Origin of the sequence: Polyangium mundeleinium, assembly GCF_028369105.1 — a bacterium.
GTDB classification, from domain to species: domain Bacteria; phylum Myxococcota_A; class Polyangia; order Polyangiales; family Polyangiaceae; genus Polyangium; species Polyangium mundeleinium.
This window is the reverse complement of record NZ_JAQNDO010000001.1, coordinates 8032029-8047261: the sequence shown is the minus strand read 5'-3', so window position 1 is coordinate 8047261 and position 15233 is coordinate 8032029. Positions and strand designations below refer to the sequence as shown.

Genomic DNA, 15233 nt, shown 5'->3' with positions numbered 1-15233 from the left:
ATGCCGCGTTTCTTCATCGAGCGCCCGGTCTTCGCGTGGGTCGTCTCCCTCTTCATCGTCCTGCTCGGCGTGCTCGCGCTCCGGCGCCTGCCGGTCGAGCGCTACCCGACGGTCGCGCCACCCAGCGTGAACGTGACGGCCGTCTATCCCGGCGCGACCCCCTCCACGATGAGCGAGAGCGTGCTCGCGCCCATCGAGCGCGAGATATCGGGCGTGCCGCATCTGCTCTACTTCGAGTCGTCGTCGGACACGTCCGGCGTCGCGCAGATCTCGGTCACGTTCGAGCCGGGGACCGATCCGGAGCTGGCCCAGGTCGCGGTCCAGAATCGTCTGCGCACCGTGGAGCCTCGATTGCCACAGACGGTCCGGCAGATCGGCCTCGCCGTCGAAGCTTCGACCTCGAACTTTCTCTGCATCGTCGATCTGCGCTCGCCCGATGGCCGCTACGACGAGCAGACGCTCGGCGACTTCCTTTCGCGGGGTCTCGTCGAAGAGCTGAAGCGCGTCCGCGGCGTGGGCAGCGTGCAGGTCTTCGCCGCCGCGCGCGCCTTGCGCGTGTGGCTCGACCCCGCGCAGCTCACGGCGCTCGAGGTGTCGATCGAGGACGTGGCGAACGCCATCCGCGCGCAAAACGCGCAGGTTTCGCCGGGCCGGGTGGGCGACGCGCCGACGGTGCCGGGGCAACGCGTGACGATTCCCCTCGTGGTGCAGGGCGAGCTCGAGACGCCCGAGGAGTTCGGCGCCATCGTGCTGCGCGCACGAGCCGACGGTTCGCGTGTCCTTTTGTCGGACGTGGCCCGCATCGAGCTCGGCGCGCAGAGCTACCGCACCTCGACACGAACGGACGGCTCGCCCTCGGCCGGCGCGGGCGTGATGCTCTCGCCCGGCGCGAACGCGGTGGAGACGGCCGCGCTCATTCGCGCGCGCGTCGCGGAGCTCGCCGAGGGGTTTCCAGACGGGATCGAGGTCGGCATTCCGTACGACACGGCGCCTTTCGTTCGCATTTCGATCGAGAAGGTCTTCAAGACCTTTTTCGAGGCGATGGCGCTCGTGTTCGTGGTGATGTTCGTGTTCCTGCAGAACCTCCGCTACACGCTTGTGCCCGCCATCGTCGCGCCGATCGCGCTGCTCGGCACGTTCGCCGTGATGTATGCGACGGGGTATTCGATCAACGTGCTGACGATGTTCGGGATGGTGCTCGCGATCGGCATCATCGTCGACGACGCGATCGTCGTGGTCGAGAACGTCGAGCGCATCATGGCGACCGAGCGCCTCTCGCCGAAGGAAGCGACGAAGAAGGCGATGAAGGAGATCACCGGCGCGGTCATCGGAATCACGCTGGTGCTGTCGGCCGTGTTCATTCCGATGGCGTTCGCGTCGGGCTCGGTCGGGACGATCTACCGGCAGTTCAGCCTCTCGATGGCAGTGTCGATCTTGCTCTCGGCGTTCCTCGCGCTCTCGCTGACGCCCGCCCTCTGCGCGACCCTCTTGAAGCCGGTGTCCGCGCACCATGATGCAAACCGCGGCGTGTTCGGGCCTTTCAATCGTGGCTTCGCGTGGCTCACCGAGCGATACGGCCAGGGCGTCGGGCGCGTGGTGAAGCGGAGCTGGACCGCGCTCGTCTCGCTCGTCGCCATCGGCGTCGGAGCGGCATGGCTCTTCCGCGCGTTGCCGGGCTCGTTTTTGCCCCAAGAGGATCAGGGCTACTGGATCTCGAGCGTCGCGTTGCCTTCGGATGCGACCGCCGAGCGGACCGATCAGGTGATCCGCTCGTACGAAGCCTACGCCCGCGAGCGACGGGGCGTGCGCGCGGTGGTGGCCATCCAAGGCTTCGGCTTCTCCGGCTCGGGCCCGAACGCGGCGCTCATGTTCACGACGCTCAAAGACTGGGACGAGCGTGAAGGCGCAACGGCCCAGGGAGAGGTGCAAGCCGCGAACGAGCGTTTCGCGAGCATCCGCGACGGAAGGATGTTCAACGTGCTCCCGCCGTCCATCGATTCCCTCGGGACGAGCTCGGGGTTCGCGATGCGCCTCGTCGATCGACGCAACCAGGGGCAAACGCGCCTGCTCGCCGCGCAGAACCAGCTCCTCGCCGCTGCCGCAAACAGCCGCGTGGTGGAGGGCGTGTATCCGGAGGGGTTGCCCGACGGCGCATCGGTGCGCGTGGAGATCGATCGTCAGAGCGCAGAGGCGTTCGGCGTGTCGTTCGCGTCGATCAACGCGACGCTCTCGGCGGCGCTCGGCTCGATGTACGTCAATGACTTTCCAAACGCGGGGCGTCTGCAGCAGGTGATCCTGCAAGCAGAGCCCGAGGTGCGGATGCAGCTCGACGACGTGTTCGCGCTGCCCGTGCGCAACCAAGAAGGTCGCATGGTGCCGCTCTCCGCCGTGGCCACACCCCGGTGGGAGCGGAGCCCGCTGCAGCTCGTTCGCTACAATGGGTATCCCGCCGTGCGTCTCTCCGGCACCGCAGCGAGCGGCTTCAGCAGCGGCGAAGCAATGGCCGAGATGGAGCGTCTCGTGTCGCAGCTCCCCCCGGGCTACGGCGTGGAATGGACGGGGCTCTCGTATCAGGAGCGTCTCTCGGGCAACGAAGCGCCCGCGCTCCTCGCGCTCTCCCTGCTCGTCGTGTTCCTCGTGCTCGCCGCGCTCTACGAGAGCTGGTCCATCCCCGTATCCGTCCTGCTCGTGGTTCCCCTCGGTCTGGTCGGCGCGCTCCTGGCAGTGAAGCTGCGCGGCATGCCGAACGACGTGTTCTTCAAGGTCGGTCTGATCACGCTGATCGGGCTCTCCGCGAAGAACGCCATTCTCATCGTGGAGTTCGCCAAGCAGCTCGAAGAGGAAGGGCGCTCGACGGCAAGCGCAGCCATCGAAGCCGCACGATTGCGCCTGCGTCCCATCCTCATGACGTCCCTCGCCTTCACGCTCGGCGTCGTCCCCCTCGCAATCGCAAGCGGCGCCAGCGCAGAAACGCAGCGCGCACTCGGCACCGGCGTCCTCGGCGGGATGATCAGCGCGACCGTGCTCGCGCTCCTCCTCGTCCCCGCCTTCTACGTCGTCGTAAGAAGCGTGGTGAAGCGGCTCTCGCCCGCAGCCAGTGGCAGCCGTCCGGATGCGGAGCCGTCCATTCAGCCTGCCGAGTGAGCGTGGGGGCGCCGCGCTGGGGCTTTGCCCCAGGCCCCACCCGGGGCTGTCCGCCCCGGGACCCGGACCAGCGCAAGCGCTGGACTCGGGGTCGATGAACTGCGCGATGCGCAGTTCATCGAACAGCCGCAAGTCAAGACCGGCGACGACCCTGCCGACCAACACGGCAGCGCCGCAGGTTCAACCGGCAACGTGCCCGTCGCCAGCCTGAGACGCACGTCCTTGGTCTTGCCACGGGCCCGTTGGAAGAACTGCGCGGAGCGCAGTTCTTCCACCCCCGGTCCAGGCCGTGCCCTGAGCATTGGTTCCATCTTCCATCGGTACATTCGCCCCCTCTGACGACATTTAGAGGGGGAGATGTTGGATGCAGAGACAGCCTCGTCGGCGGAAGCGTGGGCGGCGGAGGAGTTTGGGCATGCGGACCTTGGAGACCCGCGCCGGACCCGGCGGCTGACGCGCATGGCCGCGCAGGCGGTGCTGTATCCGTCGGGAAAGGTGAGTGAAGTCTTCCAAGTCGATGCCCACAGGCAGGGAGCGTACGACTTCCTGGAGAGCCGACACATCGACGTAGGGGCCATCCTCGAGGCCACCGGTCTTGCCACCGCGCGCCGTTGCGCCAAGGAGATGTTCGTCTTCGTCGCCATCGATGCCACCAGCCTGACGCTCACGGATCACAACCGCAGCAAGGACTTCGGCGCGGTCGGCACGCATGGTCGAGGCACCCGCGGGCTGAAGGTCGTTTGCGGTCTCGCCGTCGACGCGCAGGGGGTGCCCTGCGGCTTGACGTCGATGCAGTGGTGGGCGCGAGAGCAGAAGCAGAAAGAAGACAGCGCCAAGCGCAAGCTGCACGAAAAGGAGCTCGGCCACTGGGCCAACGTGATCACCGAGACGTCCGAGCGGCTCGCCATGGCGGCGTCGGGTTGTTGTGCCTGGTACCAGCTCGACCGGGAGGCTGATGCCTGGCAGCTTTTGCTTCACCTCTCGACGAGCGGGCACTGGTTCACCGTGCGGGGCAAGGCAAACCGCCGGCTCATGTCGGAGACGGGCGCGAGCCGATACGTGTTCGACGAGTTGGCGCGCCCGAGCGCCCGAAAGGGCTCCTTTCCCCTTTGGATCTCGGCCGCACCGGGTCGCACGGAGCGAATGGCGCGGATGAGCGCGCATGTCGCGGCTGTCACGCTGTCGCTTCGAGACGGGTGGAACAAGCGTTGGCGCGCGTTGCCGCTGTATGCCGTGCGCGTCCTCGAGACCAGCAGCGTGCCCGCGGGCGAGCCTCGCATCGATTGGCTGCTGTACACCAACCACCCCGTGCAAACGCTCGAGGATGCGTTGCTGGTCGCCCATGGTTACAGCCAGCGCTGGCGCATCGAGGACTTTTTCCGGACGTGGAAGACGGGCCAGTGCAACGTCGAGTCCACGCAACTTCAAGGGACCCAACAAGTCAAAATCTGGGGCAGCATGCTCGCAGCCATCGCCACACGCACCGAACGTCTCAAGCACCTCGCGCGCACCCAACCGGACCTGCCAGCGACCGAAGAGCTCGCGACATACGAGGTCGAGGCCTTGGTGCTGCTCAAGCGGAAACGGAAGAAGAAGAACGAGCAGATCCCCGATGGGATCCCGCCCATCGCGCTCGCCGTGCAGTGGATCGCCGAGCTCGGCGGCTACACAGGCAAGTCTTCCGGAGGTCCCCCCGGCTCCGTCACCATCAGCCGCGGCCTGGAGCGCCTGGCCCCCGCAGCAGAGATGCTGCGGGTCCTCAGGGAGAATGGGCTCGTGAGATGAGACCAGTGCTCAGGGCCGTGCCTGGTCCGGGTCGAGGGGCGGATAGCCCCCGCGGGGTCCGGGGCAGCGCCCCGGCGCGACGCCCCCCCGAAGAGACCCACGCTCAGACAGCGTTCACGTCCAGGGAACGGACAAGGGGACGGCGGACTTGCTCGATGCGGAGAACGGCTCTGGTTGGTAGACGCTGGGGATTTCGTTCCAGCCGTGCTGGGCGAGCCGGTAGAGGTGCGACACCCGCTGGTTGACCAGCAGGGTGACGTCGAATGCGGTCTTGGCGGGGAGATGGCCCATGACGGCCTGCATGACCGTCCGTAGACAGCCCATCGAGAATTGCGCGGCTGCCTCGAAGCTCCCGGCTTCGTGCAGGAGACGGCGGCGTTGTGCGGTCAGCTCGGCCATCTTTGGCGAGCCGGGCTCGTTGCGGTCGAGCTTCCAGGTTGCGAGGACGTTTTCGGCGAGCTGCGAGCCCTGGGGGGACGCCAGGCCGTGTAGATAGGGGAATGTGACGAGGCCGAAACGAATGTCCTCGTCGGCGTCCACCACCTCGTCGTTGAGCTGACGCATTCTTCGCAGGGCGACGAGTGCGGGTGCGAATGCGGGGGGCAATGCTCCCTCGGCGAGCAGGAAGGCCCACTCGATTGTCACGGGGAAGAAGATGGACGACAGGAGACGGCTGTCGCCCTCCAGATACTTCGTGAGCGTGGCTGCCGAGATGGCCTCGGGCAGTTGATATCGCGCTCGTTCTTCGCCCCAGAAGAAGTGATACATTTCCTGGGTATGCCGCAGGAAACAACGCTCGGCGGCCGGCGGCGCGTCGACCTTCTGGAGCTGCTCGAGCCCCAGCGCGTAGGAGGCCAATACGAAGAGCCACGTGTGCTTCGTGGAGGCGGCTCCCGGCAGCGCGTCCAGGATCCGATCGATCGCCATCACCGGGACGCCGTACCCGAGCGCGTAGGCGCGGGCGAGGTCGCGGTGACGTGCGTCGAGACCACCGAGCGCTTGACCGAAGACGAAGAGCGGGCAGACCTGCTTCCAGATCGTGATGGGTTCGAAGTGCTTGGCCCACTCCTGCGTGAAATGGGGGGGCTGCTTCTGGATCAGCGTCCCGTCGGCTTGGACGGCCCGGTACAGATCCAGGTAGACGTCACGATACCGCGTGGCGAGCCATCGATAGGTCTCGCCGTTGTAGGCGGTCGGGATCGTGGGGATGTGACGCGGGTCGAGCTCGGCGTTGGCGCCCGCTGCTTGGAAGCTCTCCGTCGAGTAGTCGAACCATTCCTCGAGCCCCTGGAAGAGTGCCGTCATGATTTCTGCCTCCCTAGAGCGTAGGAAATGCCCTCTCGGACGGTGCTCAGCGTCATGATGGTGCTCAGATCGGTTTGGAGATCCACGAGCGTCTTGGCGATGCGCGGCTGAATCCCGGTCAGGATGGCCTGCGCGCCCAGCAAGTTGACGGCTCGGGCGGCCTGAACGAGCGCGTTCATGACCTCGGCATCCACGACCTCCACGCCGGTGACGTCGAGGATGGTCATTCGTGCCTGGTACGTCGTGACGCCGTCGAGCAACACCTCCAGCACGGCCTGGGCGCGGACGCTGTCGATCGTGCCCACGAGCGGCATCACGAGGACGTGCTCTGCGACGGGGATGAGCGGCGTCGAAAGCTCGCGCAACGCTTTTTTCTGCGCGTCGATGATCTCCTGCTTCAGCGCCAACCGCTCCCGTTCGCCCTCCCAGCGTTCGGTGATGTCGTGCAGAAACCCAAAGAGGTGGTCGAAGGAACCGTCGTTGCGGTAGACACCTTGCAGGAGAATGTTCCCATACATGATGCTCCCGTTTTTGCGCACGAAACGTTTGTCGAGGCTATAACGCTGGATTTCGCCTTTGACGAGGCTCGCGAACAGGTCCAGGTCGAGCGAGACGTCCTCGGGATGCGTGAGGGAGACCCAGGTCGTGGTCTTCAGCTCGTCCGGTGTATAGCCGAGCTGCTCGCAGAGCCGATCGTTGAACTCGATCCAACCGGTGTCGGGGGACGTGATGGCCATGCCCACCTGCGCGAGGTTGAAATACCGGCGATATCGCAGCGCTTCCTCGCGGACCCGCGTGATCTCCTCGGCCTGCACGTCGACTTGTTTCCTCAGGTCGGCGAGGCGTTGGCGCAACGAATCGACGTTCGCTTCGACGGGAACCGGCTGGTGAGTGAGGGGCCTGTCCATGCTTACGACTCTGCCTTCCTTCTCGCGACAAGTAGCAGGATGGAGCGCGGAGCTCGATGCCAAGGGGAAATGTCGCCCGAGACGGAAGTATACGTCAAGCGTCTGGCGCCCTCCTAGCGGCAAACACGCGGCCACCCGACTCACACGCATGACAATTGGAAAGATCCACCATGAACGGCACGGCGCGGGGAGGCCCCGGTGGGATCACATCCAGGCTCGGCCTCGCTGCGCCCCGTGCACCCGATCGAAGGGACTTGCCGAGGACGCCCCGACGACGCGCGCGCTTGCACCCTGCTTGGGCCTTGTAAGCGTCCGCGCGTCATGCGATGCGGACGGAATGCGTGCATTCCTTCTTCTCTTCCTGGTGTCGGTTGTCTCGTTGGTCGCCTGCGGCGGCGACGAGAAGGGTGGTGACGGTGGTGCTGGCCCCGGTGCGTCGGGTCCTGGGGGCGGCGGCGCGGGCGGCGGCGGCTCGGGCGGCGGCGGCTCGGGTGGGATGGGCGGCGGGTCGTCGACCGGCGGTGGGTCGGCCGCCGGGGGCAGCGGCGGCGGCTGCGCCCTGCCGGCCGGCGTCGAATACAACGACATGGGGTGTCTCACGTACCAGGGCGCGAGCGCGGTCTGCGGCTACACGTCCGACGGAGGCGCCTGCGAGCTCGGCGTGAGCTGTATGGCCTCGACCGATGAAGGGCAGTGCAAGATCAACTGCGAGATGGGCACCACCATCAAGTGTTACAAGGAAGCCGACGTGAAATGCCTCGTCGACGCGGTGTGCGCCGGCGACTGCGACGCGTTGAAGGCCTGCGGCTGGGTGCTCTGACAGCGTCGAGGCGCCCGCGCTTCCCACCGGATCCGGGGCGCAGGAACCCGTAGCGGGTGGGGGCGCCGAAGCTTGCGCGGACGCGTCAGCTTCCAGCGGGAGAGCGAGACGCGCCTTGCATGCGCGCAACACGTTCGAGGGCGGTTGCTCGGTGGGTGTTGCGCACGTGCAAGGCGCTCCAAACAACCTGCACAGCGCGCCTTGCACGCGCGCGAGGGACGTCGTGCCCGCGGCGCGGGCGCGCTTGCGTCGATGCAACCCTCGTCGTGACGGGGGCCTGGTGGCGCTTGCGTCGACGCAAGCACGCGGATCACGGCGTCCCAGCCGCTCTTGCGTCGATGCATCCCACGCTGTGCACGTGTCCCGGGCGCCTTCGCGTCGATGCAAGGACGACCGCGCAGGTGGTCGCGTTCCTTTTGCGTCGCTGCACCCGCGGGAGGCGCGTCCCCGCGGACGTTCGAGCTCAGGTGCGCTTCGTTCCGCGGAAGGCGTCGAGCGCGTCGAGCGCCCCGCCACCAGCGCCCGTGGCTCCGGCGGCGTTCTTCGCCCATGAACGCAGGATCGGCATCAGCGCCGGCTGCTGAATCTCGAGCTCGTCGAGCACGGCAGGGGCCTGTCCCCGCACGAGGGACGCCATGATCCGCGCGTATTCGTCGGGCTTGATCGGCCCCCGAAACCCCTCCACCGCGGCGACGTACGAGCGGTCGTACTTGGTTCGCTCGTCATGCTCCCCGCGGGCCGCTTCCTCGGCGAGCACGCGTGAACACCGGCGCTCGACCTCGGCGAAGGTCCTCTCCGTCAGCTCGGCTCGCCGGAGGATGTCGGCGCGGCTCTCGTGTTGCTCCGCGATTTCGGCCGAGATCGTGGCGAACTGCTCGATCGAAACAGTCGCCGGATCACGCTCGGGCGCAGGCTCCGGCGCCGGCGTGGCCGGGGCGGGCGCAGGAGGCGCGGGCGCGGGCGCGGGCGCAGGCGGCGGGGCGATCTCGGAGGGCGCGGGATCACGGAGCGTCGCGAGGGGGCCGATCATCGGCGGAGCCTGGGGCAGGCCCGGCGCGACCCTGTCGGGCGGCGCGGGGCGCGACGCGGGCGGCGGCGGCTCGAAGGGCAGCGGCGGCGGCGGTACGGAGGACGGGGGCCGCACAGGCGCCGGCGCGAGCGGCGGCGGCGCGGGCAAGGCCACCCCCAGGACGGCGAGCGGAGGTTTTACGAAGGGCAGCGCCGCCCCCGGATCGAGCCGCTGGGAGTCGGGCGAGATCGTCGTCGTGTCCTCCAGGGAGAGGCTGTTCGTCTCCTCGTCCGCCGGATCGCTGGGCGTGAAGGGCAGGGCAGGGGAGACGGCCGCCTGCTGGCTCGAACGCCAGTCGAGCTGGACCGTGCCGGGCGCGCCGCTCCCCGAGAGCTGACGATCACTCTCCTCGGTCGTCACCACGACGCACCCGTCCTCGTGCGGCGATACGAGCGGCAAGCTGCCCCGCCAGGTGAGCGTGCCGATGCCCCGGTTCGTGTCGAGGAAGAGCGTGTCGCACCGGAAGCGCAGATCGGCCGGCGCCCCGCTCTTCTGCACGAGCGCGCGTGGTTTGACGAGCCGCAGGCGTGTCGAGAGCGCGGGGAGATGCGGGTGCAGGTTCGTGAGCGAGATCCGCTCGTCGCCCACGAGCTCCGGGACGCGCTGGTCCGGCGGCGCCGTGTTGAAGAACGACGCGTCGATCCCGGCGGGCAGCGGCCACGCCCCGAGCCGTTGGTGATCCCAGCCCGCCGCATGCCGGGGGAGGTTTGCCTGGCGCTCGGGCCACGTCGGCGCGATCGGCCCGAAGCCGACCGGCGGGATCACCTCCGAGGGCCGCGTCAGGCGCAAGCCAGGGGGCCCGAAGTTCGGCACGCGCCGGAGGTGCCGCGCATCCGGCGGCGCGTTCGGCGACACGCCCACCGGGTTCGTCGTGCCCGGCCCGCCCGCGGCCCGCTCCCACCGGAGCGCCACGCGGCCCGCGGGAGGCTCTTCGAGCAGGCGCCCGTCCGCGGTCCACGCGCGCTCGCCGTGCACCTCGATCGTCTTGTCGAGCATGTCGCCGACCACGAGCCGCGCGAAAAAGGGCCCGCCCGGCGAGGCGTGGGGCGCGTAGGCGTGGCCGACGAGGAGGATGTCGGCGCCACGCTTGAACGGGGCGAAGTCACTCGCCGCGCTCAGGCTGCGCCGCGCGTCGTCGTCCCAGTACTCGTCGTGCTCGTTCGGATCGTCCTGCTCCTCGGCGAGTACGGAGAGGTCCGGCGCGAGGGTGAAGGTCGCCTTGCAGACGACCGTGAGCACGTACGTGCCCTCCCGCGGCTGCCAGAGGATCGAGCCGACACGAAGGGGGCACGCCGAGACGACTTCCATCGAGGCCATGCGCGTCCACGCCGCCGCGTCAGGGCGCCAGGAGCAGCACGCGCACCTGGCTCGGGACGATGCGCATCCCAGGCGCGTTCGTGCTGTTGTGGATGTTCACGCTCGTCAGGCGTGTGCCCGGTAGGCCCCCGACGAGCACGGAGAACGCGGCCGTGAGGCTGCGCGTCGGGCCCATCACGGTCCCGGACGCGATGCCCGTCGCGATGCCCGGGTTGTCTCCCATGCTGATGGGGATCATCGTCGCGAGGTTGTGCGCGGGCGTGCCGCCGTACAGCACGACGGGGACAAACGGGATCCCGAGCGGGCCGATGGACAGGTTCGGGTAGGGGATCGGGATCGGCGCGGGCGCGGGCGGCACCGGGGTGAGGCACACGTCCGGAAAGCCCAGGTTCAGCCCGCCCATCTGCGAGTTCGCGAACATGGTCTCACGCCTCCTAGCCGAGCTGGATCTGTTTGCCGTCGACCTTGATGAGCTCCTCGGCGTGCACGACCGCGTGCGCGGCGCGCATCGCGAGCGTCGTCTCGGCCGCGTAGTCGACCTTGTTCGCCTTGAGCTGGTCGATGTCCTCGACCGTGCGGAACGATCGTTTTACGCGCTCGGAGACACGCTCGAAGAACGACTCGCGTGTCTTGCCGACGGTCTTGATCGCCTCGACCTCGGCCTTCAGGCGGTCGCCGAGGTAGGCGAGCTTTTGCACGAAGAGCGTGCCTTCGAGCGCGCTCACGGAGAGCGCCCGGCCGACGAGGCTGAGCTCGTCGCCCGACGTGACGCTCACGCCCTTGGCCGCGCGCAGGCCGAGCTTGCCGGAGCCGACGGAGACCTCGAGATCGCCCTCGACGTCGAGCTTCGTCGTCGGCTGCGTTTCCCCCGCGGGGCCTTCGAGCACCGCGAGCACGAAGCTCCGGCCCCCGGGGCCAAACGAGCAGAGCACCACGTCGCCCGGCGCGGGCGCGACGAGGCAGCTCTTCGCGCGCCGGGCCGCGACATCGAATTCACCGACGCGGACCGTGAAGACGCCGTCCTTCACGTCGACGACCGTCCCCTCGTCGATCGTCGTGACCTCGCGATTCAACTTCCTTGCGGCAGCGTGCATGCGTCACTCCTCTATCCACGAAAGGTCAATACGGCGGGTTCCAGTCCTCGGACGTCGCCACCTCGGGCTCGTCGCCGAGGGCGGCGGCGCGGCTACACCAGATCGTATCCTGGTCTTTGACGCGGTGGAAACGCGTCCGGAAGACCTTCGCGCCGGTGAAGTCGGCCGCCGAGACGTCGGCGTGCGTGAAGTCGGCGTAGGTCAGGTCGCAGCCGGCGAGCCGCGTCCCCTCGCACGCGGCGCGGTGGAAGATGGCCTCGTCCACGCGCGCGCCCGAGAGGTCGGCGAGCTGCATCTTGGCGTCCGCGAAGAGCGCCCGCGTGAGGGACGCCTTCGTGAGCGTCGCGCGCGCCATCTTCGCCTCGACGAAGATCGCCTGCTGCGCCTCGGCGCCGTCGAAGCGCGCGCCCGTGAGGTTCGCGCGCATGAAGTTGCACTGGCGTACGATCGCCCGCTCGAAGGAGGCGTTTTCGAGGTCCGCGTCGAGGAACTGCGAGAGCGTGAGATCCATCGAGGCGAAGCTCACGTCGCGGAGCTTGGCGGCGATGAAGAGCGTGTTCTCGAAGCGCGCCTCGGCGAAGTCGGTCTTCGTGAGGTCGGCCTTGTAGAGCGTCGTTTGCTTGAGGCACGCGCGGGCGAGGATCATGCCCGTCACCGTCGACTCGACGAAGCCGGCGCGGTCGAGGTTCGTGCCCGAGAGATCGGCGCGCGTGAGGTCGCTCTGCGCGAAGCCCGAGATGACGAGATCGGAGCCCGCGAGCCGCGCCTCCGTGAGGTCGCACTGGTAGAACTTCACGACGGGCAGGGTCCCGCCCGTGAGGTCGGCGCCGCGCAACGTCGAGCGGTTGAAGACCGCGTGGCGCAGGTTCGCCTTGTCCATGCGGGCGCCGTCGAGGTCGCACTCGCTGAGCACGCTCTCCTTGAACAGGCAGCCGCTGAGGTTCGCCCCGCGGAACGAGACGTTCTCGAAGATGCCGCCCGAGAGATCGGCGCCGGCGAGATCGAGGCCCGAGAGGTCGACCCCGGCGAGGATCTCGCCGCCCTTCACCATCTGCACGAGCTCGGTCTTATCCACGGCTTTCCTTGTTGACCGGCTTCGGCGCAGTCCGCGGCGCGCTCGGATCCACCGTGGTCGGGGCGCCCGTGCTGCCCTTGGGCGAGACACGAACCTGCGTGACGAGGGCGTCGTAAAAGCTCGTCTTGTCGTCGCCGACGGCGCGCAGGAGGTCGGCGCGGAAGAGGTTCGCGCCCTTGAAGTCGGCGCGGCCGAGCTTCGCCTTGAGGAAGATCGCGCCCTCCAGGTTCGCGGCCACGAGGCTCGCGCCCGTGAGATCCGCCCGCATGAACAGGGCGTTCTTGGCGACGGCGCGGTAGAGCTTCGCCTCGCGCAGGACGCACTTCGAGAGGTCCGACGAGGAGAGCGTCGCGCCGCTGAAATCCGCATGGCTGAAGTCGGCCTCGCGCAGTGTCGCCGCGGCGATCGTCGCGCCCGTGAAGTCGGCGCCGACGAAGGTGCAGGGCTCGGCGAGCCGCATCCCGCAGAGGTTCGCCTTCAGGAACGACGCGCCGTCGAGCGTGCACCGGACGAGCGAGGCGTGTTCGAGCGTCGCGTTCGCGAAGTTCGCGTTCCGCAGGTCGACCTCGACCAGCATCGCGTGCACGAACGTGGATTCCCGCAGATCACAGCCGCGGAGCAGGTTGCCCTTCAAGATGCACTTATCGAAGCGCGACCTCGTGAGCGCCGCGCCGTCGAGCAGGACGTCGGAGAGATCGGCGAGCTCGAAGACGACGCCGCCGAGCGACGCGCCCGTGAGGTCGGCCTTCGCGAGGATCGCGCCGCGCAGCGTGACGCCGTCGAGGTTTGCGTTCTTGCCGTTCGAGGCGCCGAGGTTCGCCTCGGCGAGATCGGCGCCCGTGAGGTCGGCCCCCACGAACGCAGCGCCCGCGAGCACGACGCGCGCGAGCTTCGCGCCCGCGAGGTTGGCTCCCGAGAGATCGGCGTTCTCGAGAAACGCGTCCGTGAAGTCCACGCCGGGGAGATCCATCTCGGAGAGATCGGCCCCCGAGAGGTCGATCCGCGCGAGGCTCCGGCCCTCGGCGTGCGCGGCGGCGACGCGCCTGCGCAGCTCGCTCCGCGCGGGCTCTTCGAGGCGCGCGGGGCGGTGCTCGGCGAGGTGCGCGCCGTCGCGATAGGCGTTCCGGGCTTCCTCCTCGGCCTTCCGCAGCTTCTGCTCGGTGGCCGGATCCGCGAGCGCCGCGTCGAGATCCGGCGTCGCCACGTTCGCGTTGTGGCAGAGCGTCTGGATGTCGCGCAGGCGCTCGATCTCCTTGTCCGCGGAGAACTTCGGCGGCCCGGACGCCTCCTTCTTCATCCGGCGGACCTCGGCGTCGTAGTCGAGGCCCGCCGCGGCGTAGCGCTTGCGCGCATCGGAAAGCGCCTTCTCGTGCGCCGCGTCCATCTTGCGTTGGGCCTCGGCGAGATCCCGCTCCGAGCGCTCGACGAAGTCCGGCAAGTCCCCGAACGAAGGCCCCTCGATCGGCTTCGGCCCCTCGATGACCGGGACGCGGTCCGGATCACCGCCCGCCGCGAGGATGGCCGCGCGGGTCTTTTCGGCTTCGCGGCGCGCGCGCTCCGCGAGGTTCTTCTGGAGCAGGTTCTCCGAGCGCGTGAGCTCGAACATCGCGTCGATGTCGCCGCCCCCGCTGGCCTTGCCGCCCGCGTCGGGCGGCAGGAGGTCGCCGTCGCGGAACACCTCGGAGGCCTCGCGTTTCGGATCGAGCCTGCGCTCGAGCACGGCGCGGTAGTGCTCGATCGGCCGGGGCGCCGTGCGATCGTCGGCGGCGACGAGCAGGTGGAGGATGTCGTCGGCGTCGTCCTCGGCGATGGCCCAGAGGCCACGGAAGGAGAGCGCGACGCGCTCGTGGTGCGGGAAGACCTGCACGGTGTCGAGGTGCAGCGGGATCTCGCGGAACACGTCCCCTTCGGCCGTCCGTTGGGTCACGAAGCATCGGCCGACGACACCCGGCAAGCGCCCCTCGATCCGCGGTTTCTCCGGGTGCATGTTCTCGAGGAGGATCTCCTCGGTGCCTTCGAAAAAGCCGGCCGGGAGCTTCTGATCGTTCGGCGCGGCGTTCCACATGGAGAGGTCCATGTCCTTCGCCAGGCCGGGCAGATCCTCGCGCATCCACTTCGTGTCGTACGTGCCGATCTTCGGCCACCGCTGGGCCCAGAGCAGATCGTAGGGGCCAAAGCCCGCGGGCGCAGGGCGATCGGAGGTGCTCTTGATGAGCTTGTCCGGCAGCTCGATGTTCGGCAGCCGGTGCACGGCGCGTCCGTCTTCCTTCGTCGGCGCGAAGCCCACGCCGATCGGGTTTTGCTGGAAGCCCTCGCCGCCGAACGCGCGCGCGTAGTGGATCGGCATCTCCGTGAAGAGCTCCGGGTCGCTGGGCGTGCCGTCGCGGCGGAAGGCACGATCGCCGATGACGTAGAGCGTCTTGTCGATCGGCCCGAGCTTCACGCGCACCGACGCGGCGGGGCGCGGGACGCGGTTCGCCGTGAAGCAGCGGCCGTGGACGAGCAGCTCGCCGCGTTGCTTGGGCATGCACTCGTCGAGCACCGCGTCCTTGCCGAGCTCCGCGGCCGCGAGGCGCCAGAGCTCGACCTCGGAGAGCAAGCTCCGCGCGGGCCCGAGGTCGCAGAAGACGAAGACCGTCGGGACGAAGTAGTGCTTGTGATCGAGCTCGAACGTCCGCGTGAGGACGCCGAGCTTCATGGGCTTGATCGTCTTCAC

The 15233-nt window shown here is 68.5% G+C and carries 10 protein-coding genes; 3 read left to right on the top strand and 7 right to left on the bottom strand.

The genetic code is table 11. The features are described 5' to 3' along the window. Together POL67_RS32010 and POL67_RS32005 are read left to right on the top strand one after the other, a co-directional pair. Positions 1 to 3144 carry a multidrug efflux RND transporter permease subunit gene (locus POL67_RS32010; protein ID WP_271924068.1) on the top strand — a complete coding sequence of 1048 codons (3144 nt, stop codon included), beginning with the start codon at positions 1 to 3 and terminating at the stop codon, positions 3142 to 3144. A 357-nt stretch (positions 3145 to 3501) separates the two neighbouring features. Continuing rightward, the gene (locus POL67_RS32005; protein ID WP_271924065.1) at positions 3502 to 4929 is read left to right on the top strand and encodes an IS4 family transposase; all 1428 of its coding nucleotides are present in this window, start codon (positions 3502 to 3504) and stop codon (positions 4927 to 4929) included. Between the two features lie 114 nt (positions 4930 to 5043). On the opposite strand, the gene POL67_RS32000 is transcribed toward POL67_RS32005, so the two are convergent. Beyond that, complete coding sequence (locus tag POL67_RS32000; protein ID WP_271924063.1) at positions 5044 to 6234, bottom strand: hypothetical protein; 1191 nt, start codon at positions 6232 to 6234, stop codon at positions 5044 to 5046. Then, entirely contained in the window at positions 6231 to 7088 is an 858-nt protein-coding gene (locus POL67_RS31995) for an STAS domain-containing protein (RefSeq protein WP_271924061.1), read from the bottom strand. Before POL67_RS31995 ends, POL67_RS32000 begins: the two co-directional genes overlap by 4 nt. Before the next feature lie 391 nt (positions 7089 to 7479). Between POL67_RS31995 and POL67_RS31990 the strand changes: the two genes are divergently transcribed. Then, positions 7480 to 7962 carry a hypothetical protein gene (locus POL67_RS31990; protein ID WP_271924058.1) on the top strand — a complete coding sequence of 161 codons (483 nt, stop codon included), beginning with the start codon at positions 7480 to 7482 and terminating at the stop codon, positions 7960 to 7962. Positions 7963 to 8425: 463 nt separating this feature from the next. Here POL67_RS31990 and POL67_RS31985 read toward each other — a convergent pair whose 3' ends face one another. From POL67_RS31985 to POL67_RS31965, 5 genes are read right to left on the bottom strand one after another with little or no spacing between them, the layout of a single operon-like run. After that, a complete protein-coding gene (locus POL67_RS31985) occupies positions 8426 to 10348 on the bottom strand; it encodes a DUF2169 family type VI secretion system accessory protein (RefSeq protein WP_271924056.1) in 1923 nt (640 codons plus the stop codon). A gap of 19 nt (positions 10349 to 10367) precedes the next feature. Beyond that, positions 10368 to 10769: a DUF4150 domain-containing protein gene (locus POL67_RS31980; protein ID WP_136935578.1), complete on the bottom strand. Its 402-nt coding sequence runs from the start codon at positions 10767 to 10769 to the stop codon at positions 10368 to 10370. Positions 10770 to 10782: 13 nt separating this feature from the next. After that, complete coding sequence (locus POL67_RS31975; RefSeq protein ID WP_271924053.1) at positions 10783 to 11442, bottom strand: DUF3540 domain-containing protein; 660 nt, start codon at positions 11440 to 11442, stop codon at positions 10783 to 10785. 25 nt (positions 11443 to 11467) lie between these two features. After that, a complete protein-coding gene (locus POL67_RS31970; protein WP_271924051.1) occupies positions 11468 to 12517 on the bottom strand; it encodes a pentapeptide repeat-containing protein in 1050 nt (349 codons plus the stop codon). Then, positions 12510 to 15233 (bottom strand): DUF2169 family type VI secretion system accessory protein, encoded by a 2724-nt coding sequence (locus POL67_RS31965; RefSeq protein WP_271924048.1) that lies wholly within the window; start codon positions 15231 to 15233, stop codon positions 12510 to 12512. Before POL67_RS31965 ends, POL67_RS31970 begins: the two co-directional genes overlap by 8 nt.

Coding starts and splice junctions, on each gene's coding strand:
- POL67_RS32010 (WP_271924068.1), top strand. CDS start 1: ATGCCGCGTTTCTTCATCGAGCGCCCGGTCTTCGCGTGGGTCGTCTCC.
- POL67_RS32005 (WP_271924065.1), top strand. CDS start 3,502: ATGTTGGATGCAGAGACAGCCTCGTCGGCGGAAGCGTGGGCGGCGGAG.
- POL67_RS32000 (WP_271924063.1), bottom strand. CDS start 6,234: ATGACGGCACTCTTCCAGGGGCTCGAGGAATGGTTCGACTACTCGACG.
- POL67_RS31990 (WP_271924058.1), top strand. CDS start 7,480: ATGCGTGCATTCCTTCTTCTCTTCCTGGTGTCGGTTGTCTCGTTGGTC.
- POL67_RS31985 (WP_271924056.1), bottom strand. CDS start 10,348: ATGGCCTCGATGGAAGTCGTCTCGGCGTGCCCCCTTCGTGTCGGCTCG.
- POL67_RS31980 (WP_136935578.1), bottom strand. CDS start 10,769: ATGTTCGCGAACTCGCAGATGGGCGGGCTGAACCTGGGCTTTCCGGAC.
- POL67_RS31975 (WP_271924053.1), bottom strand. CDS start 11,442: ATGCACGCTGCCGCAAGGAAGTTGAATCGCGAGGTCACGACGATCGAC.